The following is a 23,541-nucleotide window of genomic DNA, read 5'->3' on the forward strand; positions in this document are numbered from 1 at the left end:
AATTAGTCCCTGCTTTCTTAAGGATATACAACCTGAGAGATTCTTTGCTAACCAGGTTGTAAGAAGTTAATTGTTCCAAGAAATAGAGCTTAATGACACGTCCAAATCTTATTCTATCATGTATTGAAAATTGGTGATAATGAAACCAACTTCCTCACGAATGCATTAGGCTTTTGGACCTTTCTCATCCAAACTCCAAGTTTCCTCAATGTAAGGAATGAATTGTGCCAAAGTCTCTTTATCCCCTTCAAAAGACATCAAGTATACCTTATCATCCTTTTGGAAGACCCAGGTAATGAGGTATTGTCCAGATTTAAGGATGATATTCAGCTGCAAGGCTTCATTCCCTGAGACAGTGGTTGTAGCTCCCCACATTTTCTCTACTTCTTTATTGTCTTTCCAATAGTAAGCAATACGGTTCGCAATCAACTCTGCGTTGAAGACTTCACCTTCACCGACATTTGCTTTTTCTTTGGTATACCCGTTCATGGTGACGATATTATAAGCACTTCCATCCGTAAATTGAATACTGTCTCCACCATCTATATCTGTAAATTTAATCCACTTACTTGGGATATCGATATAGCCATAATCAGCCGAACCAACCCGTTTGGTTTCGACAGTACTCTTGGTATCATCCGATGATTTTGACTCCACCTTGCTTGAGGTCTTTTTACTAGAGGATTTTTTGCTCTTTTTTACCACCTCAGTGGAACTAGATTCAGATGACAACGGTTTTCTAGACTCTTTTTTAGGAGTGCTACAAGCCACAAGAGCAAGAGCTGACAAGACCGAAACGGTCGCTAGTAGGAACTTATTTTTCATCTTTTCTCTCCTTTGTGATGGATTTTGATACCTCTAGTTTAACATGTTCTACTCAGATTTGAAAGCGCTATTTGTCTAGCCTGATAGAAAAACGCCCCTATCGGGACGTTCCATTTGTTCTATGATTCAAGAGAAAAGTTTATTCCTCATCCATTGATAAGACAGACAAGAAGGCTTCCTGAGGTACTTCTACCGAACCGATAGCTTTCATCCGTTTCTTACCAGCTTTTTGTTTTTCAAGAAGCTTGCGTTTCCGTGAGACGTCCCCACCATAACACTTGGCCAAGACGTTCTTACGAAGGGCCTTGATATCCGTACGGGCAACGATCTTATGACCGATAGCTGCTTGAATGGGCACTTCAAACTGTTGACGAGGGATAATCTTCTTGAGTTTCTCAACGATCAACTTACCACGTTCATAGGCAAAGTCCTTGTGAACGATAAAGCTGAGGGCATCGACAGTATCGCCATTGAGAAGGATATCCATTTTAACCAATTTAGAAGGACGGTATTCAGACAACTCATAGTCAAAGCTAGCATAACCACGAGTAGACGATTTCAATTTATCAAAGAAATCAAAGACAATTTCCGCTAGTGGGATTTGATAGATGACATTGACCCGATTTTCGTCGATGTAATCCATGGTCACAAAGTCCCCACGTTTGCGTTGGGCCAATTCCATGACCGCTCCAACAAACTCTTGCGGTACCATAATTTGTGCTTTCACATAAGGTTCTTCGATGGAAGCGATCTTGGTTGGATCTGGAAACTCAGATGGGTTAGACACGTCAATTACTTCTCCATCTGTCAAATTGACCTTGTAGATTACTGACGGTGCCGTCATGATCAAATCAATGTTGAATTCGCGCTCCAAGCGTTCTTGGATAACATCCATGTGAAGGAGTCCCAAGAAACCACAACGGAAACCAAAACCAAGTGCTTGAGAAGTCTCAGGCTCAAATTGAAGACTGGCATCATTGAGTTGCAACTTTTCCAGTGCTTCCCGAAGATCATTGTATTTGTTGGATTCAATAGGGTAAAGACCAGCAAAGACCATTGGGTTCATTTGCTTGTATCCATGAAGAGGCTCAGCTGCTGGATTAGTAGCCAAGGTCACAGTATCCCCGACACGAGTATCCGCAACCGTCTTAATAGAGGCTGCAATATAACCAACATCACCAGTCGCAAGGAAGTCACGACCAACTGCTTTAGGGGTAAAAATTCCAACCTCAGTCACATCAAAGGTCTTGCCATTACTCATCAACTGGATGGTATCGCCTGGCTTCACCATACCATTGACCACACGAACTTGGAGAATCACTCCCCGGTATGGGTCGTAAACCGAGTCAAAGATCAAGGCTTGCAATGGAGCAGCAACGTCCCCAGTAGGTGCTGGAACTTTCTCGACGATTTGTTCCAAAATCTCTTCGATCCCGATACCAGCCTTGGCAGAAGCTAGAACTGCCTCACTGGCATCCAAGCCGATCACATCTTCCACTTCTGTACGCACGCGCTCTGGATCTGCAGCTGGTAAGTCAATTTTGTTAATGACTGGCAGGATCTCCAAGTCATTGTCCAGCGCCAGATAAACATTGGCTAGGGTTTGCGCTTCAATCCCTTGAGCCGCATCAACTACTAAAATGGCACCCTCACAGGCTGCGAGCGAACGAGAAACCTCATAGGTAAAATCCACGTGTCCTGGTGTGTCAATCAAGTGGAAGATATATGTCTCCCCATCTTTAGCCGTATAGTTCAATTCGATGGCATTGAGCTTGATGGTAATCCCACGTTCCCGTTCTAGATCCATGCTATCTAGGAGCTGAGCTTGCATTTCCCGACTAGAAACGGTCTCGGTTTTCTCTAAGATTCGGTCCGCCAAGGTTGACTTCCCGTGGTCAATGTGGGCGATAATCGAGAAGTTCCGAATTTTCTCTTGTCGTTTCTTTAATTCTTCTAAATTTGGCATAATCATCTTCCTAGTAAAATTAATCGTACTCTTCATTATAACAAAAAAGATAGGCCTTTGCCTATCTTAATTCATTATTTTCAAAAATCGCTTCTGCGTTCTATTTCCCTCATAGCCTATTCGTTCGTAAAAAACATGGGCTTCTTTTCGATGAGAGGCAGAACTCAAACGAATAAAGGCATAGTTATGTTTTTGAGCAAGAGCTTCAATTCGCTCCATCAACTGCCGACCGATCCCACATCCTTGGGCAGAAGGGAAAACAGCAAGTCCTAAAACATTTAAACCAGGATCGCTATATATACTCTCATAGGCTTCAGCTTCGACATAACCAAGAATATTGCCTGTTTGGTCATCTTCGTATACAAAGCAAAAGTGACCCGAGTCTGGCTCATTAAATTTATCGATCTGAGCCGCTACTTTCTCAAGGGTCGAATCATACTCCAATGCTTGGTGGCACAAATCTCGAATTTGACCTGCATCTTTAACTTGAACGGTACGAATCATACTTCACCTCCATGAAGTCTTTTTTATTTATTCTATGCCTTATCCCTAAAAAAATCAAGCATTAAAAATATGTTAACAGATTATTGAATCATACTATTTAATTCGAATTGAAATAATTAATTAACAATAAAGGATTTCTATTTACTTTTTCGATTTAATTCGCTATAATGGATTGTAATGTAAAAGGAGGTGAAGCTCTTGGCAAGAGGACGTGGAAAAGCAAGCCCACAGGATAGAGAGGCTTTGCGTATTATTTCCGAAAAAATAAGAGAACTATTAAAGATTCAAAATAAGAAACAGGTCGATTTATCTCGTACAACCGGTATTCCAGCTAGTACTTTAACGGGCTATGTGAAAGGCACTTCTCTCCCAGTCAGTGAGAACTTAGAAAAGATCGCTAGCTTCTTTGAAATTCCCATCTCTGATCTTGACCCACGTTATGGTCAACCAGATACCTTGGAGGATTCTAAGATTGAATTTATCTATAAGCAACTAGATGAGGATTTTCAAGACTCTCTCTTAGAGGAAGCCAATCGCTTATTGGTTTTACAAGCGGAGCGCAAGCGTATTGAGAAGAAATATACACCCTATACAGTATTTGACAGTTATGCTGCGAGTCAAAGTGCTTCTAAGGGAGATTTAGTTTGGTTTGATCAAAAACTAGCCTATGATTTAGCACTTTGGATTCATACTGACTCGCTAGAGCCAAAATATCCAAAAGGATCTGTTGCCCTAATCAAGCAAACTTTCTACGATACTGCTGGTGCCATCTATGCCATTGAGTACGATGGGCAAACCTTGATCAAGCGTGTCTTCCGTGAAGCCCAAGGAATCCGTCTTGTTTCGTTAAATAAAAAGTATAGTGACAAGGTCATCCCCTTAGAAGAGGAACCAAGAGTAATTGGAAAAGTCATTGCTAGCTTTCTTCCTGCTAAGGAGGATGAGTTATGATTCGATTGATTGCTATCGATTTAGATGGAACTCTTTTATCACCAGATAAAACCATTAGCCCTGCTAATCGGCAGGCTCTTTTGAACGCTGAAGCTGCTGGCTTACACGTCGTCATTTGTACGGGACGCCCCCTATCTGGTGTCCGTCCAATCTTTGAAGAAATTGGTTTCAAAAGCAACCATTCCTATTCGGTGATTAATAACGGTTGTACCACTGTCAAATCTTCAGATTGGTCCGTCATTACCTATGATGCCTTATCTGAAGAAGATTTGGTTTATCTCGATCAATTGAATCAGGAAATTCATCCTCAATTAAGTTTATTCGATTTAAATCGCTATATCATTTTGAATCGGGATCCTTCAGAAATAGCCAAAATGGACGCTAGTATCGTTTCTGCTGTGCCTGTATCATTGGGATTGCGAGAAGTCCTTGAGGCACAACCAATTTTCCAAGGGATGTTTATTGATCAGAAAGAACAGATAGATGCCTTTCAAGAGACCTATGAAGAAGCATTGTCCCAGCGCTTCCATACCATTCGCTCTCAACCTATTCTCTTTGAAATTCTTCCCAAATGCGTAAACAAAGCGACTGGTATAAAAGCTCTTGCTGAACACCTCGGTATTCCTAGAGAACAGATCATGGCTATCGGCGATGAGAACAACGATATTGAGATGATTGAGTACGCAGGTCTTGGAGTAGCTATGGGCAATGCTCCAGATGCTATCAAAGCCTTGGCTGATGTCACAACAACTTCTAACGAAGAAGACGGTGTCGCTACTGCTATCAAGCGCTATGTTTTACAAACACAGAACTAGAAAAGGAAAAACAGATGAAATACCCAACATTACTAGAACGATTTTTAACCTATGTCAAAGTCAATACTCGCTCTGATGAGACTTCAACAACAACTCCTAGCACACCATCACAAGTAGAGTTTGCAAAGAATGTGTTACTTCCTGAAATGGAAAGAGTTGGACTGCAAAATGTTTATTATCTTCCAAACGGTTTTGCTATTGGAACTCTTCCAGCAAATGATCCAAGTCTCACACGAAAGATTGGCTTTATCTCACATATGGATACAGCTGATTTCAATGCGGAAAACATCAGTCCCCAAGTTATCGAAAACTATGATGGTGGCACTATTGCTCTTGGTGATTCTGGTTATTCACTAGATCCTGCTGACTTTGCTAACCTCAACAACTACAAGGGACAGACTTTGATCACTACAGACGGTAAGACCCTGCTTGGTGCTGATGACAAATCAGGGATCGCTGAAATCATGACAGCCATTGAATACTTGACTGCACATCCTGAAATCAAACATTGTGAAATTCGAGTTGGTTTTGGACCTGACGAAGAAATTGGGATTGGAGCGGACAAATTTGATGCAGAAGACTTTAATGTTGATTTCGCTTATACTGTAGACGGTGGGCCTCTTGGTGAATTGCAATACGAAACCTTCTCTGCTGCAGGCGCTGAAATCACCTTCAAAGGGCGTAATGTTCATCCAGGGACCGCTAAGAACCAAATGGTCAATGCACTTCAGTTAGCAATTGACTTCCACAATCAAATCCCTGAAGAAGACCGACCTGAAAAAACGGATGGCTACCAAGGTTTCTACCACTTGATGAATTTGGATGGAACTGTTGAGGAAGCTCATGCTAGCTACATCATTCGTGACTTCGAGACAGAGAATTTCGAAGCTCGTAAGGCAAAGATGGAAGAGATTGCAAACAAGATGAACCAAGAACTTGGTGCAGAAAGAGTCCTTTTGACTCTTAAAGACCAATATTACAACATGAAACAGGTTATCGAGAAAGATATGACACCTGTCAACTTGGCTAAAGAAGTTATGGAAGATCTGGGCATCACACCTATTATCGAACCAATCCGTGGTGGGACAGATGGCTCTAAGATTTCCTTCATGGGAATTCCAACACCAAACCTCTTCGCTGGTGGCGAAAATATGCATGGTCGCTTTGAATACGTCAGCCTTCAAACTATGGAGCGTGCAGTTGATACCATTATCGGTATTGTTAGCCATTCCTAATTCAGTATATTGGTTCAAAAAAAGCTTCGGTTACGGTAACCGAAGCTTTTTACATCCTTTTAATCCATGTATTCTACCCTAGCAAACTGTCCATCGATTTGACTCTGGTAACTTTCATAAACAGAAAGAGGAATTCGTAAGCAGGCATGAGCCACTTGGCCAACAAAAGGTAGATTACTAAGAAGGGCTACTTTTCTTCCAGCTTCCTTCTCTATTCTCAAACGTTCAATGATTTGTAGAATCCTTCTAGGTTCGTCTAGAGATCCTCGATCAACCAACAATGTCCAGTCACTCCAATCTGATGCCTCGTCGTCTCCAAAAATAGAACTAAAGAAGGTCACTCCTTCTCCAACTTGACCAAATCCAGCAGTTAAATCCAAAGGACGTAATTTTAAGTCATGACTTAGATGCTCCTTCTCCTCTCGTTCATATAGGTAACTATTATAGAGGAACTGGAGATAGAAAGGATCCATTCGACTCAGGTCACTTACTTCTTCCATTTCAAAGCCTCTATGAAAAGCCTCTAAGATTGATGAGAAACGATAGGGCATCCGTTTGGCAATCCGTTGGATCAATTCATCGTCGGAAACTTCTTTCAGAATATGCTTGGGCCAATGATCAGAACCGAAGTTTTCAACAGCTTGCTGATAGGCTTCTTCTAGACTAGTTCCAAAACCATAAAGAGCACCGATTGAATGAATTTGCGTATTGAGGACTCTTAAAACTTTCTCAATTGGAAAGACAGGGAGTTTAAAGAGAATACGATCTAGAGTGGGTTCAAATAGGGCTGTCAGACCCTTCATGGTAGGGTGAGGAAGATCTAACAGATGGTCGCCTAATTTTAAGCATAGAGCCTGATGGTAGATCGAATAACCCAAAGCCATTGACATGGTCGAGAAAGAATCGGATGCAAAAGGATTGACCTCAAGAATATAAAATTGGTAACTCTTTGGATCTAGCGCAAACTTGATAGAGGTCGCTCCAACCAATCTCAAATGGCGTACAATAGACAAAGCTGCCTCTCTCAATGCCTGGTGCTCTGTATCCGTCAAGGTCAAACTAGGGATGACTTGATAGGAATCACTGGAGTGGATCCCCACCGGGTCGACACTTTCAATGTTACCCGCAAGATAATAATTATCCTGGCGATCTCGGACTACTATGTATTCCAACTCCTTGAAGCCAACTGTCGAGAACTCCAACAAACACTGGCCTTGTGGCGATACTTCTAGCCCATTTTCGACAGCATCACATAGATCATCCAAGTTATTAGCGATCCGACGACCTTGCCCATGCTTGCTGGCAAGTGGCCAAACAACAATTGGAAATTGGATCTGTTCCGAAAACTCAATGGCCTCTCTGACTGTTGAAACCAAGGAAGAGGAAGGAACTTGATAACCCAGATCCTGTAAAAATGACTTTTGGTCTGCCTGATGATAAAAGGTTCGGTACTGCCTAAGCGAAGTTCCTAAAATACGAATTTTATGCTCTTTAAGAAATCCGATTTCCTCCAATCGGAATAAAAGTCCAAGGAGTTGCTTATCCGCAAAAGATAACAGTAGATTCTTTGTTTTCGACGCTAGAAGAGCATCTTTCAGACTGTCTAACTTTAAACGGATGACTCTAACAGCTTCCCCTGCTTCTTTGGTGATACCATTCTCGTCTCCACAATAGAGGATTTCAGTTTGGTAGCCATGTTCTTTTAATAAGGGACAAGAAGTGAGTGCTCCGAGCAAACTGACATCATTAAAAGATTCTGCACACAAAAGCGTTACTTGATTCATGACCATAGCTCCTCCCTTCTTTCGTCCGATTTACTTTCAATCAGATCCATAAATTCATCATAGAAATAGAGACTTTCCCTTGGTCCTGGACTGGACTCAATATGGTAGAGGACACCAATCAAGGGAAGGTAGCGATGACGAAAGGCCTCAATAGAGTGATCATGAAGCTCCTCATGCGTGATCAGAAAATCACGTGGAAGAGTATCACGTTCAATGTTGTACTGATGATTTTGGCTAGTGATTTCGACTTTCCCGGTAGCAACCTCTTTTACAGGAATGTTGAGTCCTCGATGAGGACTTTTTAGTTTGGTGAGGCTTCCTCCGTGGGCAAGGGCTAGTAATTCTGCCCCCAAGCCGATCCCCATGATCGGAATATGAGGATCAATTTTAGCAATCATCTGGCAAATACTATCAATATGATGAGGATTCCCTGGACCACTGGGTAGAATGATCGCATCTGGCTGGAGATCCTTCAATTCTTTTAATTTAACGGAATAGGGAACGACTGTTACATTACATCCTCTCGCAATTAATTGACGCAAAACGGAGTGGCGTAAGCCCAGGTCGATCAAGACAATACTCTTCCCAAATCCTGGTGCAGCATAAGGGGTTTTAGTCGATACTTGACGGACTTGGTCAAAAGGCAAGACGGTTGCCCGAAGTTGATCTAGGATATGCTCAATCGCATCCCCTTCATTAACCACTGTAGCCTTCATGCTTCCATGTTCTGTAACAATTTTAGCCAGCTTTCGAGTATCCACTCCTTGAATCCCTGGAATATTGTGTTTTTTCAGGTAAGCATCTAAGGAAAGCTGTTTGCGCCAATTACTTGGATGGCTTGCTAATTGGTGCACTACCACTGCTAGACAACCTGGAAAAATCGATTCATAATCATCTCGGTTAATCCCTGTTGTACCGATAACTGGAAATGTAAAGGCTAAAATTTGCCCCTTATAGGACTGGTCGGTGATCAACTCCTGATAACCCGTCATGGCAGAATTCAAGACCAATTCCCCACTAACATAGGTATCCGCTCCAAAACCAGTTCCTTCAAAAACCGTCCCATCTTCTAATACCAAGAGACGTTTTACCATAAATTCTCCTTACAAACTCCAAAAAGAAAAGTGAGAAAAGACCACCAGATTGTAGACCCTCTCACTTCTCCTTTCTTTTTTTACTCTATTATTTACGTCCAGCCAATACTGCTTCGATGATAGCCATGCGGACGAAGACACCGTTGGTCATTTGCTCCACAATACGTGATTTAGGAGCTTCTACCAAGTGGTCGGCAATCTCCACATCACGGTTTACTGGAGCTGGGTGCATCAAGATGGCTGTGTCTTTCATGCGATCATAGCGTTCTTGTGTCAAGCCATGCAAACGATGGTAGTTTTCTTTTGAGAAGAGTGATTCGTAATCATGTCGTTCATGTTGAACACGGAGGAACATCATCACATCAACTTCTTCAATGACTTCATCAATGGTCACAAAGGTACCATATTCTTCGAACTCTTCACTTCTCCATTCGTCTGGACCAGCAAAGTAAAGGGTTGCGCCCAAGCGTTTCAAGATTTGCATATTGGATTTTGCAACACGCGAGTGGTCTAAGTCCCCAGCAATACAAACCTTCAAGCCGTCAAAGTGACCAAATTCTTGGTAGATGGTCATCAAGTCTAGTAAACTTTGGCTTGGGTGTTGACCAGAACCATCGCCCCCGTTAACAATAGAGGCTGTGATGGTTGGGCTTTCAATCAATTCCTTGTAGTAGTCTACTTCTGGGTGACGGATGACGCAGATATCAACTCCTAGAGCTGACATGGTCAAAATTGTATCGTAGAGCGTTTCACCCTTGTTTACAGAGCTCGTTTTCACATCAAAGTCAAGGAGATCACAACCTAATTTCAACTCAGCCACTTCAAATGCTTTGTGCGTACGTGTTGACGACTCAAAGAAGAGGTTAGCCACGATATGTTGCTCGTCATAATGAGCTTTTGCTCCATTTTTAAACTCAATCCCACGCTTAATCAAGGCCATAACTTCTTCGTTTGATAAAGCTTCCATTGAGACAAGGTTTTTAAGTGCGATTTGATTTGTAGACATGTTGTAACTCCATTCCAAAGATATGCATATGTGAAAACGATACAGGAAGCTCCCTCAGTCGCTCCTGTATATAGCGACGATTTGAAAACTACCTTATTCACTCACCTCGATCAAGATACGATCTTGACCATCTAGCTCCGTCATTTCGACAATGATTTCCTCTGATCGACTTGTTGGAATGTTCTTTCCAACATAATCTGGTCGGATCGGCAATTCTCTATGACCACGATCCACTAGAACAGCCAGGCTGACACGCGATGGGCGTCCGCGACTGACAAGATTATCGATGGCTGCTCGAATAGTCCGACCTGTATAAAGGACATCATCAATCAGGATGACATCTTTGCCAGTAATATCTACTGGTAAAACGGTTGAATCTTCTGTTACTTTGATATCATCACGGAAAGGCTTGGTATCCAATTCACAGACTGGAACTTCTATTTGTTCTAGCTGTGCTAACCGTTCTTTGATGCGATTGGCAATGAATACGCCACGAGTTTTGATCCCTACCAAAACAATTTGGCTCAGATCCTTATTCCGTTCGATGATTTCATAGGTGATGCGAGTAATCGCCCGCTTCATCGTTAAATCATCAACGACTTCTTTGATCTTCATCTTTTCCTCCTAATTGATAGAAAAAAGCCTCCCTTTGCAAGGAGGCTTCAGAAAAATGCTAAGAGATAGTATCTAGAACGCATCCAGTCTACCCCTTATTTTGATCAGACTCCTTGCCTGCCTCACGGGACAGGATTAAAGGACTATTTAATTATCCATACTATATCACAGTTTATAGAGGGATGCAAGAAAAAACTTATTTTTTTCTAGTAATGTTCGGATTTATGGTCACAATCCTTCTATTCAATGATGGTCCGTTCCTTTTTACCAATTTTCTTCAAGGCAAACAAACCACAACCAGCGACTAAATAAGCGACAAAAATGATCGTCGCCATCTTAACGACATAGAGCCAGCCGAAACGATTGACATTGATAAAGAAATAAGGGAAAGGACTGTCTTTAGCCCCAGGTACTGGCCATTTAAGGACCAAACCGTTGAGAAGAGCAAAAAGCATATAAAGAACGGGAAGCACAGTCCAAGCCAACGGATCTAACTTCCGGTACTGTTTTGGTTTATCAATCACCAGAGTGTCAAAGAAGAACATCAAGGGAACAATGTAGTGACAGAGGAAGTTTTCCAAGCGGTAAAACTTCTCAGGTGTCGCGATGGGTGCTAGCATAAAGTGGTAGATGACACAGGTAATCATGATAGACATGGTGACCCCACCCTTCAAGCGAAGATAGCCCTGGGTTTGGGTCGAACGACCACGAAGCATGCGCCAAACCATGTCACCCATGAAGAACATGACCAACATGTTGGATAAAATAGTGTAATAGAGCATCATCCCAAAGCCACCATGCTTAGTGAGTTGCAGATAAACACCAATGACACTCAAGATAAACAATAGAAAACGATAGCTAAACAATAGTTTGAATTTCATAGTATTCTCCTGAAAGAAAAGGGCCAGGCCCTTCTTCTTATTTTTAGATCTTCTTCACAAATTCTGATTTGAGTTTCATTGCGCCAAAGCCATCAATCTTACAATCGATGTTGTGGTCGCCTTCAACGATACGGATATTTTTCACGCGCGTTCCTTGTTTCAAATCCTTAGGTGCACCTTTGACTTTCAAGTCTTTGATCAAGGTGACAGTATCGCCATCAGCCAATTTGTTTCCGTTGGCATCAATTGCTACGACACCTTCTTCTTCTACGACTTCAGCTGGGTTCCATTCATAAGCACACTCTGGGCAGACCAAGAGGGCCCCATCTTCATAGACATATTCAGAATTACATTTTGGACAATTTGGTAAGTTATTCATTTCAATCTCCTTAGCAAAATTAACTCCCATAGTATACCATGAAAGGGAAATTTTGACAAATCCTGCTCAACTGTAGCATTTTCAATAGAAAAGGAGGCAATTTGGCCTCCTAAAATCGATGATAAACTTTAATCTTCTTGTAACTCCTGAATCTCATGGATCACGCGCACGCCTGCTTGTCTCTTATCTCGTAGTTCTTCGTCAGAGTACGGGAAGGTATTGATCAGGATACTTTGCATGCCAATACTTTTCGCTACAGCGACATCTGTACTGAAGTCATTCCCTACAATGACTGTTTTATCAGGATTCAACTGGTGTTCTTTGATCACTTTCAGGAGGAATTCAGGCTGAGGTTTGCGAATCCCTGCATCTGACGACAGATAAATATCATGGAAAATTTCTCTCAAGCCAAGCAAATCAATCTCTGGATTGGTAAAATCAGCTTGTGCATTAGATAAGAGATAGATTCGACAACCTGCAGCTTTCATATCTTCTAAGACTTCTTTCGTGTGTGGGTAAAGCTCCAAGCGTTTGCGAGAGAGGACACGGAAGGTCCGTGCCATCAAGCGTCCCCACTCTTTGAGATGATGGACACTTGCTCCAGTTGGATGACTATCTAGATAGAGTTGAACAAAGATCACTGTCAAATCAACCTCCGGATAGGTCACTTGTTTTTCTTTAGCGATACTTTCCTCAGCTTGCTGCACCAACTCCTTATAGCGGAATTGCAGACTTTCCCCTGTATAATGAGCCCCATAAGATTGGTAGATTTGGGCCATGGTGTCCCATAAAGTTGGATTGCCCTCATCTGTTTCGATGTCGACCAAGGTCCCATAAAAATCGAAAATATAGTTTTTAAATGCGTACTTTTGCTGATTCATCTCTTTCTCCCGTTACAAACATGGTAAAGGTGGCCTTACAGACATTGGTTCCTTCCTGATTGGTAATATCGACATCCACAACTCGAGTCGTCCGTCCACTGTGGACACATTCCCCGTGGATGGTCAGGACATCACCTAGACGCCCAGCTTTCAAGTAATTGATGGAAGACTGCAAGGTCACACCATCCACTCCCTGTGAAATCACGACCAAACCACTGATCTGGTCACACAGGGTAAAGAGATAGCCGCCGTGTGCATTTCCATAATAATTTAGAGACGATTCGACCACCTTGGTTGTCACAACGACATGGCCATCTCTCATGGTTTCGATTTCGTAATTTTCAAATGCAGCAATGGCATCAAAGTGAAAATCCTTCATGTCAACTCCTCTTCCCTCTATATAAGGTATTCCTAAACCCTTCCATCATACTACTTTTTTCGACTTCTTACAAGAACAATAAAAGAGCTGGTGGAAGCCAACTCCTTAATAGCGAAATTTTTCCCAACCATCATCTGTCCGTTTGCGATAATAGTACTCGGATAAGTCGGGGTCTTCCATGACCTCCAGCAGAGGAAGCATGTCGTAGGATAATTCCAACTTTTCTAATTGGTCCTTAGGAACCCAAGAAACTTCTCCTTCTTCAGACGATCTTAGCTGACCTGTGAATTCCGTCGCTTTGTAGCAAAAGACAATATAGCGAGTTCCCTCATCTGGCTCCCAGTCTTTAACTGCGACGAGTTTGGGAGCTGCAATCGTAAGACCTGTCTCTTCGTAGATTTCGCGAATGACTGATTCTACAAGACTTTCTCCTTCTTCAATATGACCACCTGGGAAAGCATAGCCAGCCCAGTGAGTCTTTTCAGGTGAGCGGTATTGAAGGACTACTTTCCCATTTTCAAGATCCTCAACCATACAAAGATTGCACAGTATAGTAGGCGTTATACGTGACATAAATTTCCTTTCTAATATGTTGACAATTAATCAATATACACTTTTTTCTGTATTTCTTTCTTCATAACAAAGGGATTTACCAGCTCATGGTATTCATCGAAGGCATCTAAAAGGGAGCCTCTCTGAAAGACAATTGTTTTCTCTTTTATACAATATTCCAAATCAATCGTTACCGAACCATGACCATCACCTTGTAATTGAAAACGAAAATTGTACTTGTCTTAAATAATGATCAATAAAATATGAACACCCAATCGTATCCAATGATCAACGAGAGGCGCATCCGGATCACTTTTTTTGCTATCTAAGTAAAGGCTAAAAGATAACAAAAGCAAAGCAAGAGCAATAACTATTTTAAGCGATAGCATCATACCGCCAATAGCCAGAGTCGCTAGAAAGCCGAAAAATGGCAAAGGGCTAAATAAAAATGCCAAAAATCTGAAATAGAACATAAACAAAGAGAGAATCAATAGGCCGTAAACAATCAAATAAGTAAAAATAGAAACCCTTTGACCTTCTCTTTTCATTTTTGAAATTGAAGAAATGACATAGATTATATAGATAAATAGCAACATATTGGATCATCCCTATTTTTTATATTATATTATATTGATAGTTTAACTAAATCCTATTCAAAACACAACTAAAGACACTAACTTATAAGAACAAGTTGACTTTTCATCAGAGTTTCTTGGCTTCTGCTGCTACTTTTTGGAGATGCTGTTCACGGATGGTTGCTGTGTTCACATCCCGGCCGACTTCTCCCAAAATACAGACACGCTTGGTTTTAATCCCACAATGGTTCAGGACGGCATTTTTCAAGACAGAAATGCCGTAACTATCAGGAATGTTGAGAGGGCCTGAAAAAATCTTGTACCACCAAGTAGGGGCCATGGAAGTCGCATAAATACTGGCTGTTTTCCCTTTGAGCAACTTCTTAAATTGTTTGCCTCTGAGGTAATTCCAGATAAAGCTGCCCTGATCATTGGCCGAGTAGGCAATCCCCGGTGTAAAGACCCGATCAATCCAACCTTTCAGGAGACTGGGCATACTACTCCACCAGATGGGATAAACAAAGATCAGGTGATCCGCCCACTGGATCAATTCTTGGGAACGAAGGATAAAAGGATCTTCCTCCATTCGTTTTCGATAACCATAACGTAAAACAGGATCAAAATCTTCTTCATTGAGACTAATAGTATTAATCTCATGACGACTTGTGTCCAAATTGCTTACAATTGTTTGAAAAATCGCTTGGCAGTAACTTTCCTTATCAGGGTGCCCATGGATGACTAAAATTTTCATAAGTTCTCCTTAAATCATTAAGTATTTACTGTTTGCATCAAATTAAAAAAATCAATCAAATGGAAATATTTTTACTAAAAATTCTCTTAATTTGTCATCTTCGACGTAAACCATTTGACCGTACACAGCTCTCGTCAATAAGATATAATATGCATTTTTCACAAATTCATCAATTTGACCAACACCTTTTTTTGCAGCTTTATCAAAAGAATTATCTTTATCCACTTTTATACATTTTTCATTCTCATCTAAATAGATATCTTTGCCAATATAAATAGATGCAAAATCTATATCAAACCCATGAATATCATAAACATTTCCAACTTCTGTTGATTTATTCGCGTAATTTCTAAACTTATCTCCCTTCCTAGTCCATTTTAATGATTCTCCTTTGGAATAAATTTTTATGAATTCATACTCATTTGCTTTTTTTGCTGGTTTACAGTATCCAGCCAAACGAAGTGATTTCTTTTCATGAAACTTATATTGTTTATCTGATAAATATTCTGCCCATTCCTCTATATTTCTTGCGATTCTAAAATATCCTTTTCCTCCTAATCTTTCTTTATAATAATTGATGAATTCATCATCCAATACTTTAAATTCTATTCCTAATAATTCTTTAACAAAAGCAACAAATTCCTTTGCAAATTTTTCAGATTTACTGTTTAAAATTCTTAGTTGCGCTTCCAATGTATATTCAAATACATTATCTTTCTCATTAAATATTTCTTTAATATTAATACCATCAACTTTCCTTAAGCGTTGGGAGTCATCATAAGAAATTATTAGATGAGATTTAGTAAATCTCTTTTTAATAAAATGTAAAACTGAAGGGTATTTTAATGTCTTAATTTTTTCTTCATTAAATTCTTTTTCATTTCCATCAATGCCATTTAATTTTTTTAGAATATCTGTATCATTTTTTGCCCCTGTAGGATAAACTATTTTTTCAATTAATCTAGTTGTTCTCTGCGCTTCATCAATAATAATATAATCATACTCAATACTAGTTTCTGATAATTGATTAAAAGTAACAATGTCAATATCATTATCATCCGGTTTCAATCCGTAACTTGTTAAAATCTTTTTAAATCGTTTTCTATGTGTATTCTTTATAAAAACTGCAATTTTTAAATTTTTATTATTTAATTTTAAATTTGCTAAAAGGTGTAACAATAATACTGTTTTTCCAGTTCCAGCACCACCATGAACAAGGTGAATATTATTTTCATGATTATCATGATTTAATATATCAATTAAAATTTCATTCTGATTTTTTGTTAGCTCAAAGAATGGACTTTCTGCGAACAGACTTGAAGTAACCCTCTTTAAATTTGGCTTATTATCAATTAAATCATTATTCTGTAAAAATTTAAGAATATTATTGATTACATTTTTTTCAATTTCTTCTCTTAAAGATTGATATTTTCCTGATTCATTACCTTTATCTTTGTTTGCAAGTAATTTACTAACGTAACCATCATCTTTGTTCATGTTTACAAAATTTAAAAAATTAAATTCTTCAATAAAAGTTAAAATTAAAATTTTTTCAATATAGTTTAAGTTTTGAGATATATTTCTTCCATAAAAAGCTATATAGTTGCCACCTTTAAAAGATTTGAACTTTTTGTTTCTTGCGTCTTTTAACTTTTCTCGATGCTCTTCAATCCTCCTACTCACATTAATTGTTTGACCTATATAGTAATACCTTCTTCCATCACTTTGAATAGGGGATATATAAATATAAATCAAGGGGAAATCAGATAATGCTCTCAAATCTTCACTAGAAATCTCAGGAATTATTTTTTCATTTAGCTTTGCGTGAACATAATTAAATATGGGCTTCTTTTTTGGATATTGACCCCAGCATGGAAACTCATTATTATCTGTATTTGTCATTCGTTTTATCCTATCTAATCCAAGGCCTTGACTTCCAACATCATATCGCGGATTTGTGCTGCCAATTCGAAATCAAGCACTTCGACGGCTTCTTGCATTTGGCCTTGCAGTTTCTTAACCAGTTCTTTGCGCTCTTGGCGGTTGAGACTGGTAATGTCCACTTCCTTATCCTCTTCTTTGGCCACAGCCTTGGTAACAGAAATAAGATCACGGATTTCCTTCTTAATGGTTTGTGGCACAATGCAATGCTCTTCGTTATAGGCCATCTGAATCTGACGACGACGAGCCGTTTCATCAATGGCTTTTTGCATAGATTGGGTCATGGTGTCCGCATACATGATGACATGGCCTTCACTATTACGGGCAGCACGACCAATGGTCTGGATGAGGCCCCGTTCATTACGGAGGAAGCCTTCCTTATCCGCATCGAGAATGGCAACCAGACTGACTTCTGGCACGTCAATCCCTTCACGAAGGAGATTGATTCCGACCAAGACATCAAAAACACCCAGACGCAAATCACGGATAATCTCCGTCCGCTCCAATGTTTTAATGTCCGAGTGCATGTATTTGACCTTGACACCCATTTCCTTAAAGTAGTCGGTCAAGTCTTCTGCCATCTTTTTGGTCAAGGTCGTGACAAAGGTCCGCTCTCCACGTTCTACACGCGCATTGATCTCACCCAAGAGATCGTCCATTTGTCCCATAGTCGGACGCACTTCAACCTCGGGATCGAGTAGACCAGTCGGACGAATAATCTGCTCGATGATGGTATCGGTTTGTTCCATCTCATAGTCACCTGGTGTCGCAGACACATAAACGATCTGGTGGACATGGCTTTCAAACTCCTCACGACGAAGAGGCCGGTTGTCCAAGGCAGACGGCAAACGGAAGCCATAGTTGACCAACATCTCCTTACGCGAGCGATCTCCATTGTACATGCCCTTGATTTGGCCCATGGTCATGTGACTTTCGTCAATCATAATGAGAAAATCTTCTGGGAAGAAGTCAAGAAGGGTGTACGGTGGCTCTCCTTCACTCCGTCCGTCCATGTGACGAGAATAGTTCTCCACCCCGTTGGTGTAGCCCATCTCTCGCAACATTTCAATGTCATACTCAGTCCGTTGTTTCAATCGTTGGGCTTCCAAGAGCTTGCCTTCTTTTTCAAAGACCTTCAACTGCTCTTCTAGTTCCGCCTGAATCTTGGCTATGGCTACTTCCATATGGTCGTCATTGGTCACGAAGTGGGTAGCTGGGAAAATCGCCAAGTGGTCCACTTCACCCAGAACTTGACCGGTTAGAGCTTCAACTTCACGGATACGATCAATCTCATCCCCGAAAAACTCAACGCGAAAGGCATGCTCATCACGAGAAGCTGGGAAAATCTCGACCACATCCCCTCGGACACGGAATTTCCCCCGTTGGAAATCAATATCATTGCGTTCGAACTGAATGTCCACCAAGTCGTTCAGCAATTTATCACGAGAGATTTCCAGACCTGGACGCAGGCTCACTACGCTATCCGCGTATTCCTTAGGCGAACCCAAACCATAGATACAGGAAACAGACGCGACGACAATGACGTCATTACGTTCTAAAAGAGCGGAGGTTGCTGAGTGACGAAGCTTGTCAATCTCATCATTGACCGAGCTATCTTTTTCGATGTAGGTATCGCTCGATGGCACATAGGCTTCTGGCTGGTAGTAATCGTAGTAAGAGACGAAATACTCGACCGCATTTTCAGGGAAAAATTCCTTGAACTCCCCAAAGAGCTGACCCGCTAAGGTTTTATTGTGGGCGATGACCAGAGTCGGTTTATTGACCTGGGCAATGACCTGGCTCATGGTATAGGTCTTACCCGTACCAGTCGCCCCCATTAAGATTTGGGCCTTTTCTCCACCCTCGATATTATCCACCAACTGCTCGATGGCTTGCGGTTGATCCCCAGACGGTTGATATTTGGAGACCAGTTTAAATTTGTTGTCTGTAATTCGGTTAATCATCTCTTTGTCCTCACATATATAGACTTTATTTTACCATAAATCACCAGAATTCTCTGAGATGGGAAATGACAGAGAGATACAAGACGTAACAACATAATCCATTAATTCAGTACATGCTTAATTTAAAATATGATAAATTGGACATGTATTAGTATGAAAACTAAATAAGACTCTCGAAAATTCTTCGAAAGTCTTGTCTTTTATTATAAAACAATGCAATATGTAATAAACTGCATTATCAATGACTTACAAATGATTAAGGCTTACACATCAGTAACATTTTTTCGGTATCACTTTTCTACTTAACTTCTTGATTCCTTACCAAGAGGTAGAGAGTTACTCCAAGTGAACATACCAGTCCAATAACGTAAGTACAGAGTTGCAAATAGGAAGCTCTCCCTAATATTGTATCTGCAACAATATTATAAAATAGGTAACTGGTCAACGGTTCCACCACTCTTTCTATGAATGGTTGTACCAAAATAGGAAATAGCAGCAAGATAGCTAAACTCCCCATTGGACTTTTGAAAAAATAACTTAAAAAGTAAGAAATCAAAAAGTATTGGATGGAGCCAATCAAAAAGAAACAGAAAATTTCTAAACTGACACCATTTTCGCTCCTAAAAAAATGAAACCATATAAGCAGTACAATGTAATATAAGGTTGATTGTAGTAATACATCAAATAACTCTATGAACAGGATCCTAATTGAACTTAAGATCCTTTTTCCGCTTACCAAATAAACTAGTTTTGTTTCGTGTGATTGTAACTCAACAAATGCATTAACACATCCAATACCAACAGAAAGCATTGATGCAAAAACAAGAGCTTGCTTTAAAGATAATTCTACAATTGCACCATTAATTGCAACTGGTAACACACTCAATAGACACACAAAACCTATTAAAAGAGACTGTATGGCTATCTGGTACTTTACGGGTTTTAAACTATATTTTTTGACGATAAGACTTCTAAATAGACTTGCCATTCTTCCTCCCCATTCGAATCTTTTCTACAACAATTATTAATACCAAGAACAAGATCCCTTCAACCACTAAAAGAGTAAATCCATACAATTGACTCGTTTGAGTCCCTTCAATTCTGCCAAAAGCAAATGATTTTGCTCCAATCAAAGGCAATAGATTCTCTAATTTCGAGGAAATTCCTCTTAAAATACCTGACAAAGTGATGACTAATAATAAAACGATTGCAATTAATGAAGACATTGATTTTTTTGTTAGTCTTATTAAAAATATAGCTAATAAAGTGAGGACAATCGCAAATATCATAACTCTTATCGTGACATCTAAAAACATTGTAAATTCTAAATAGTTCTTTAAAGTTGAATCTAGAAAAATGAGTAAAAGAACAGCATTTACTATAGATAAGATTAAAGTAGAAAGTAACGATAGGACAATCGAACTAACAATAAAACCAGTAAGACCAACTTTCCAGTTAGGAATCAATAACTGAGTAAAATTATCATCACCAAATTGGTAATGGGTTGAATAGACAAGTGAAACTAAGATTGGTAAAAAAATAACACTTGCTTGGTACGGTGAGGATAAGAGGGCATCCCTGACTGTATAGACTGGATTCGACGATAACATAGACGGATCAAGGTTAACTGCTTGGCCATTTCCTTCTACTAAGGCATTTATCACCTGGATATTTTGAATTGTAAAAAATATGCTGACTCCCAAAATAAGAAAAAAAGTAAATTTAAAAGTAGGTAAACTACAATATTTATAGAGGTCACTAAAAAAGGAACGCTTCAACATATTATGCACCTTCTTTCCCTTCGAGCGCCTTAAAATATGCTTCCTCAAAAGATCCAAACTCTTTCAAAATGTCTTTTGTAGGAGCATCAATAACGATCTTCCCATTAGAAATCCCAACCAAATGATCTACAGTTAATTCTAACTCACTCATATAATGACTTGTCATTAATACAGTCTTACCTTCATTGACAAAAGATTGTAAAAAATTGCGTACCCAGCGTATACCCTCTGGATCTAGTCCATTGATTGGTTCATCTAAAATTAAGATGTCAGGATTTGCTAATAAGGCTGTTGCTAAACCAAGACGTTGCTTCATTCCTAATGAATAGTCTTTTACTTTTTTATTTTTAGCTTCACTTAACCCCACCAACTCTAAACATTCCTTGCACCTATTACTGTCAACGCCACAAGCCAAGCCAATCCACCGAAGATGCTGGAATCCTGTCCTTGTTGGGTAAGGTTGACAACTATCGAGAAATGATCCAACAATACAAAAAGGATTATCTCCCAATTGAGAGTATTTTTTGCCATCGATCAACGCCATTCCCATTTGACTATTTTCTAAACCAAGTAAAATTCTAATTAAAGTTGATTTTCCAGATCCATTTGGTCCAATCAATCCAGTAATCTCACCTTTCTTAGCTTTGAAAGACACGTTTTGAAGGACAATTTTATTATTATATTCCTTATGTAGCTTTTGAATTGTTATCATTCATTCTTTTTCCTTTCTGACTTCAAGTGAAATTCCACCTTCACTTGAAGCAAGTATAACAGGAGAAAATCAGGAAAATCTCAGAATAATAATTATTTTCATTTCTAACAAATTGCATTCCATATTTGCTATAATATGCTCATATAATTGGAGGAACTATGAAGTATAAAATTTTAGCCATTGACGATGATGAAAAAATCTTACGCTTAATAGAAAATACATTAAAAGTGAACAACTTTGATGTGGAAACTCGTAAGAATATAGAGGAGATTAATATCTGTGACTTTACTGGATTCGATCTAATTTTACTTGACGTCATGATGCCTATTTCTGGTTTAGAAATTTGTCGTTCCATTCGTTCACAAATTACTACTCCAATCCTATTTCTAACCGCTAAAGATTTTGAAGAAGATTTACTAAAAGGAATACAAGCCGGAGCCGATGATTACATCACAAAACCATTCAGCATTAAAGAATTGATTGCAAGAATTCAAATGCATCTTCGTAGAGAAGAAAGATCAAATCATGCCTCTAAAGAAGAGATAGATTCAAATATAACTTTTTATCGAGATAGTCAAGAAGTTTATTATCAGTCAAAGAGAATTTCATTAACTAAGCGAGAGTTTGATTTACTTTATCTTTTAGCAAAAAGTGAGAACCGAATATTTAGCATAGAAGAACTTTACAATTACCTCTATCCTGTAGACTCTGATGCACAACTACGATCCATTACTGAATACATCTATCAAATCAGACAAAAATTTAAGATTCATCAAATTGATCCTATTAAAACAGTATGGGGAGGAGGATACAAATGGCAAAAGAATTGACAATCAAGCAGCTCATTAAGCGTACCTACCTTACAATCATTTGGCAATTTCTTCTATGCATTATACTTTTTTACATAGTTCCAGCTCTTCTATCTTCTGTATCTGGAATTAATGAGAAAAATGCCAATCGCTTTGCTTTATTTTTTAGCGTCAGTTCTTGGATTTATCTTTGCATCATTTTAATTGTTATCATTGTAATCAATATTAGACAATTATTAACCAAGATTCAAAAAGAAATGAACATGGTTTATCATAGTGGTCTATATTTCACCAAAAATGAACATCACCATTTGCAGATTAAAGAATTTATTGAAACAAATGATCTGATCGAAAAAATGCAATCTGATATAAAAGATAGAATTCAAAATGAAAAAGATCAAAAAAAAGAACTCATGTTTCAAGTATCTACCGCCGCACATGATCTTCGTAGCCCTCTAACTGTCATCAGAGGAAATGCTGAATTCTTACAATCCACCGAGCAAACACCTCAAGCAATGGAATGTTTAAAAGATCTTGAGCAAGCAAGTATTCAATTAAACGATTATTTTAACCACTTCATCCAATACTCAAAAGCCTTTTACGACCATGATATTCAACTTAAAAATATATCAATTAAACAAGTAACTCATCAATTGAAGGAACATATCACTCCTTTACTCCCCAGAAATACACGTTTTGTTTTTTCAAATACAGTAACCCCATCAACACAAATTGCAATTCATTCCAATCTATTCTTCCGAGCAATTACAAATATTATTACTAATGCTGTACAACATCAAAAAGAAAATGATGCACAAATTCACCTAACAATTTCACAAGAAAATAGTCAATTAGTTCTAACTATATGGAATAACCAATCTAGTTTTTCAAAAAATATATTAGAACATGCTGGAAATCTTTTCTATAAAGATGACCAAGCAAGAACACCTTCTCAAGAAAGTCACTATGGACTTGGTTTATCTTTCGTGAAACGCGTCATGAAACTTCATAATGGAACGATGCATTTAGAAAATATTAATCATGGTGCACAAGTCCAGCTAATCATTCCCATTATATAGAACAAGCCGAACTCAGCAATATGTGTTCGGCTTTTCTTTATTTATAATTGATAAAAAACAGG

The 23,541-nt window shown here is 39.2% G+C and carries 24 protein-coding genes; 5 read left to right on the plus strand and 19 right to left on the minus strand.

Going from position 1 to position 23,541, the window contains the following annotated elements; translation table 11 throughout:
- Positions 1-165: 165 nt before the first annotated feature.
- From DW738_RS02965 to DW738_RS02975, 3 genes are all read right to left on the minus strand, one after another.
- Complete coding sequence (locus tag DW738_RS02965; protein WP_123160283.1) at positions 166-825, minus strand: hypothetical protein; 660 nt, start codon at positions 823-825, stop codon at positions 166-168.
- Positions 826-964: 139 nt separating this feature from the next.
- Positions 965-2,791, minus strand: a complete 1,827-nt coding sequence (gene lepA / locus DW738_RS02970) for a translation elongation factor 4 (RefSeq protein WP_123160284.1) — start codon at positions 2,789-2,791, stop codon at positions 965-967.
- A gap of 66 nt (positions 2,792-2,857) precedes the next feature.
- Entirely contained in the window at positions 2,858-3,295 is a 438-nt protein-coding gene (locus DW738_RS02975; RefSeq protein ID WP_123160285.1) for a GNAT family N-acetyltransferase, read from the minus strand.
- A gap of 198 nt (positions 3,296-3,493) precedes the next feature.
- Here DW738_RS02975 and DW738_RS02980 point away from each other — a divergent pair, with 198 nt between their 5' ends.
- Genes DW738_RS02980 through pepT form a run of 3 tightly spaced genes read left to right on the plus strand, consistent with a single transcriptional unit; the run spans position 3,494 to position 6,296 of the window.
- On the plus strand, positions 3,494-4,246 hold the full coding sequence (locus tag DW738_RS02980; protein ID WP_123160510.1) for an XRE family transcriptional regulator: 753 nt from the start codon (positions 3,494-3,496) through the stop codon (positions 4,244-4,246).
- A complete protein-coding gene (locus DW738_RS02985) occupies positions 4,243-5,061 on the plus strand; it encodes a Cof-type HAD-IIB family hydrolase (protein ID WP_123160286.1) in 819 nt (272 codons plus the stop codon). The genes DW738_RS02980 and DW738_RS02985 overlap by 4 nt, the downstream gene beginning before the upstream one ends.
- Positions 5,062-5,075: 14 nt before the next feature.
- A complete protein-coding gene (gene pepT, locus DW738_RS02990; RefSeq protein ID WP_123160287.1) occupies positions 5,076-6,296 on the plus strand; it encodes a peptidase T in 1,221 nt (406 codons plus the stop codon).
- 59 nt (positions 6,297-6,355) lie between these two features.
- Here the strand turns inward: pepT and DW738_RS02995 are convergent, their stop codons facing one another.
- From DW738_RS02995 to DW738_RS03070, 16 genes are all read right to left on the minus strand, one after another.
- Positions 6,356-8,080, minus strand: coding sequence for an ATP-grasp domain-containing protein (locus DW738_RS02995; protein WP_243634243.1), 1,725 nt, complete (start codon positions 8,078-8,080; stop codon positions 6,356-6,358).
- Positions 8,077-9,174 carry a carbamoyl phosphate synthase small subunit gene (locus tag DW738_RS03000; RefSeq protein WP_123160289.1) on the minus strand — a complete coding sequence of 366 codons (1,098 nt, stop codon included), beginning with the start codon at positions 9,172-9,174 and terminating at the stop codon, positions 8,077-8,079. Before DW738_RS03000 ends, DW738_RS02995 begins: the two co-directional genes overlap by 4 nt.
- Positions 9,175-9,262: 88 nt before the next feature.
- On the minus strand, positions 9,263-10,180 hold the full coding sequence (locus DW738_RS03005; protein ID WP_023023366.1) for an aspartate carbamoyltransferase catalytic subunit: 918 nt from the start codon (positions 10,178-10,180) through the stop codon (positions 9,263-9,265).
- A gap of 93 nt (positions 10,181-10,273) precedes the next feature.
- Positions 10,274-10,795, minus strand: a complete 522-nt coding sequence (gene pyrR, locus DW738_RS03010; RefSeq protein WP_006596278.1) for a bifunctional pyr operon transcriptional regulator/uracil phosphoribosyltransferase PyrR — start codon at positions 10,793-10,795, stop codon at positions 10,274-10,276.
- 239 nt (positions 10,796-11,034) lie between these two features.
- Positions 11,035-11,676 (minus strand): Pr6Pr family membrane protein, encoded by a 642-nt coding sequence (locus DW738_RS03015; RefSeq protein ID WP_023023368.1) that lies wholly within the window; start codon positions 11,674-11,676, stop codon positions 11,035-11,037.
- Between the two features lie 43 nt (positions 11,677-11,719).
- Positions 11,720-12,055 (minus strand): zinc ribbon domain-containing protein YjdM, encoded by a 336-nt coding sequence (locus tag DW738_RS03020; protein ID WP_009731127.1) that lies wholly within the window; start codon positions 12,053-12,055, stop codon positions 11,720-11,722.
- Between the two features lie 128 nt (positions 12,056-12,183).
- A complete protein-coding gene (locus DW738_RS03025) occupies positions 12,184-12,936 on the minus strand; it encodes an HAD family hydrolase (RefSeq protein ID WP_123160290.1) in 753 nt (250 codons plus the stop codon).
- The gene (locus tag DW738_RS03030) at positions 12,911-13,315 is read right to left on the minus strand and encodes a PaaI family thioesterase (protein WP_120701885.1); all 405 of its coding nucleotides are present in this window, start codon (positions 13,313-13,315) and stop codon (positions 12,911-12,913) included. Before DW738_RS03030 ends, DW738_RS03025 begins: the two co-directional genes overlap by 26 nt.
- 105 nt (positions 13,316-13,420) lie before the next feature.
- Complete coding sequence (locus DW738_RS03035; RefSeq protein WP_207801996.1) at positions 13,421-13,888, minus strand: 8-oxo-dGTP diphosphatase; 468 nt, start codon at positions 13,886-13,888, stop codon at positions 13,421-13,423.
- Between the two features lie 221 nt (positions 13,889-14,109).
- Positions 14,110-14,463 (minus strand): diacylglyceryl transferase, encoded by a 354-nt coding sequence (locus DW738_RS03040; protein ID WP_123160292.1) that lies wholly within the window; start codon positions 14,461-14,463, stop codon positions 14,110-14,112.
- 106 nt (positions 14,464-14,569) lie between these two features.
- On the minus strand, positions 14,570-15,193 hold the full coding sequence (locus DW738_RS03045) for an NAD(P)H-dependent oxidoreductase (protein WP_123160293.1): 624 nt from the start codon (positions 15,191-15,193) through the stop codon (positions 14,570-14,572).
- 51 nt (positions 15,194-15,244) lie between these two features.
- The gene (locus DW738_RS03050; protein ID WP_123160294.1) at positions 15,245-17,095 is read right to left on the minus strand and encodes a DNA/RNA helicase domain-containing protein; all 1,851 of its coding nucleotides are present in this window, start codon (positions 17,093-17,095) and stop codon (positions 15,245-15,247) included.
- A 14-nt stretch (positions 17,096-17,109) separates the two neighbouring features.
- Positions 17,110-19,098, minus strand: coding sequence for an excinuclease ABC subunit UvrB (gene uvrB / locus DW738_RS03055; RefSeq protein WP_123160295.1), 1,989 nt, complete (start codon positions 19,096-19,098; stop codon positions 17,110-17,112).
- A gap of 298 nt (positions 19,099-19,396) precedes the next feature.
- On the minus strand, positions 19,397-20,086 hold the full coding sequence (locus DW738_RS03060; RefSeq protein ID WP_123160296.1) for a hypothetical protein: 690 nt from the start codon (positions 20,084-20,086) through the stop codon (positions 19,397-19,399).
- Positions 20,070-20,879 carry a hypothetical protein gene (locus DW738_RS03065; protein ID WP_123160297.1) on the minus strand — a complete coding sequence of 270 codons (810 nt, stop codon included), beginning with the start codon at positions 20,877-20,879 and terminating at the stop codon, positions 20,070-20,072. The genes DW738_RS03060 and DW738_RS03065 overlap by 17 nt, the downstream gene beginning before the upstream one ends.
- Position 20,880: 1 nt before the next feature.
- Positions 20,881-21,591, minus strand: coding sequence for an ATP-binding cassette domain-containing protein (locus DW738_RS03070; protein ID WP_123160298.1), 711 nt, complete (start codon positions 21,589-21,591; stop codon positions 20,881-20,883).
- Between the two features lie 158 nt (positions 21,592-21,749).
- Here DW738_RS03070 and DW738_RS03075 point away from each other — a divergent pair, with 158 nt between their 5' ends.
- Together DW738_RS03075 and DW738_RS03080 are read left to right on the plus strand one after the other, a co-directional pair.
- Positions 21,750-22,421 carry a response regulator transcription factor gene (locus DW738_RS03075; RefSeq protein ID WP_123160299.1) on the plus strand — a complete coding sequence of 224 codons (672 nt, stop codon included), beginning with the start codon at positions 21,750-21,752 and terminating at the stop codon, positions 22,419-22,421.
- Entirely contained in the window at positions 22,406-23,479 is a 1,074-nt protein-coding gene (locus DW738_RS03080; RefSeq protein ID WP_123160300.1) for a HAMP domain-containing sensor histidine kinase, read from the plus strand. Before DW738_RS03075 ends, DW738_RS03080 begins: the two co-directional genes overlap by 16 nt.
- The last annotated feature ends 62 nt before the right edge of the window (positions 23,480-23,541 follow it).

Source organism: Streptococcus sp. AM28-20 (genome assembly GCF_003603595.1).
GTDB lineage: Bacteria > Bacillota > Bacilli > Lactobacillales > Streptococcaceae > Streptococcus > Streptococcus ilei.

Excerpts from the sequence above, each read along its gene's own strand:
- DW738_RS03070 (WP_123160298.1), bottom strand. The coding sequence starts at position 21,591 with ATGATAACAATTCAAAAGCTACATAAGGAATATAATAATAAAATTGTC.
- DW738_RS02995 (WP_243634243.1), bottom strand. The coding sequence starts at position 8,080 with ATGAATCAAGTAACGCTTTTGTGTGCAGAATCTTTTAATGATGTCAGT.
- DW738_RS03040 (WP_123160292.1), bottom strand. The coding sequence starts at position 14,463 with ATGTTGCTATTTATCTATATAATCTATGTCATTTCTTCAATTTCAAAA.
- DW738_RS02985 (WP_123160286.1), top strand. The coding sequence starts at position 4,243 with ATGATTCGATTGATTGCTATCGATTTAGATGGAACTCTTTTATCACCA.
- DW738_RS03045 (WP_123160293.1), bottom strand. The coding sequence starts at position 15,193 with ATGAAAATTTTAGTCATCCATGGGCACCCTGATAAGGAAAGTTACTGC.
- DW738_RS02965 (WP_123160283.1), bottom strand. The coding sequence starts at position 825 with ATGAAAAATAAGTTCCTACTAGCGACCGTTTCGGTCTTGTCAGCTCTT.
- DW738_RS03030 (WP_120701885.1), bottom strand. The coding sequence starts at position 13,315 with ATGAAGGATTTTCACTTTGATGCCATTGCTGCATTTGAAAATTACGAA.
- DW738_RS03080 (WP_123160300.1), top strand. The coding sequence starts at position 22,406 with ATGGCAAAAGAATTGACAATCAAGCAGCTCATTAAGCGTACCTACCTT.
- DW738_RS03015 (WP_023023368.1), bottom strand. The coding sequence starts at position 11,676 with ATGAAATTCAAACTATTGTTTAGCTATCGTTTTCTATTGTTTATCTTG.
- DW738_RS03025 (WP_123160290.1), bottom strand. The coding sequence starts at position 12,936 with ATGAATCAGCAAAAGTACGCATTTAAAAACTATATTTTCGATTTTTAT.
- DW738_RS03020 (WP_009731127.1), bottom strand. The coding sequence starts at position 12,055 with ATGAATAACTTACCAAATTGTCCAAAATGTAATTCTGAATATGTCTAT.
- DW738_RS03005 (WP_023023366.1), bottom strand. The coding sequence starts at position 10,180 with ATGTCTACAAATCAAATCGCACTTAAAAACCTTGTCTCAATGGAAGCT.
- lepA (WP_123160284.1), bottom strand. The coding sequence starts at position 2,791 with ATGCCAAATTTAGAAGAATTAAAGAAACGACAAGAGAAAATTCGGAAC.
- pyrR (WP_006596278.1), bottom strand. The coding sequence starts at position 10,795 with ATGAAGATCAAAGAAGTCGTTGATGATTTAACGATGAAGCGGGCGATT.
- DW738_RS02975 (WP_123160285.1), bottom strand. The coding sequence starts at position 3,295 with ATGATTCGTACCGTTCAAGTTAAAGATGCAGGTCAAATTCGAGATTTG.
- DW738_RS03000 (WP_123160289.1), bottom strand. The coding sequence starts at position 9,174 with ATGGTAAAACGTCTCTTGGTATTAGAAGATGGGACGGTTTTTGAAGGA.
- pepT (WP_123160287.1), top strand. The coding sequence starts at position 5,076 with ATGAAATACCCAACATTACTAGAACGATTTTTAACCTATGTCAAAGTC.
- DW738_RS03050 (WP_123160294.1), bottom strand. The coding sequence starts at position 17,095 with ATGACAAATACAGATAATAATGAGTTTCCATGCTGGGGTCAATATCCA.
- uvrB (WP_123160295.1), bottom strand. The coding sequence starts at position 19,098 with ATGATTAACCGAATTACAGACAACAAATTTAAACTGGTCTCCAAATAT.
- DW738_RS03065 (WP_123160297.1), bottom strand. The coding sequence starts at position 20,879 with ATGTTGAAGCGTTCCTTTTTTAGTGACCTCTATAAATATTGTAGTTTA.
- DW738_RS03035 (WP_207801996.1), bottom strand. The coding sequence starts at position 13,888 with ATGTCACGTATAACGCCTACTATACTGTGCAATCTTTGTATGGTTGAG.
- DW738_RS03075 (WP_123160299.1), top strand. The coding sequence starts at position 21,750 with ATGAAGTATAAAATTTTAGCCATTGACGATGATGAAAAAATCTTACGC.
- DW738_RS03060 (WP_123160296.1), bottom strand. The coding sequence starts at position 20,086 with ATGGCAAGTCTATTTAGAAGTCTTATCGTCAAAAAATATAGTTTAAAA.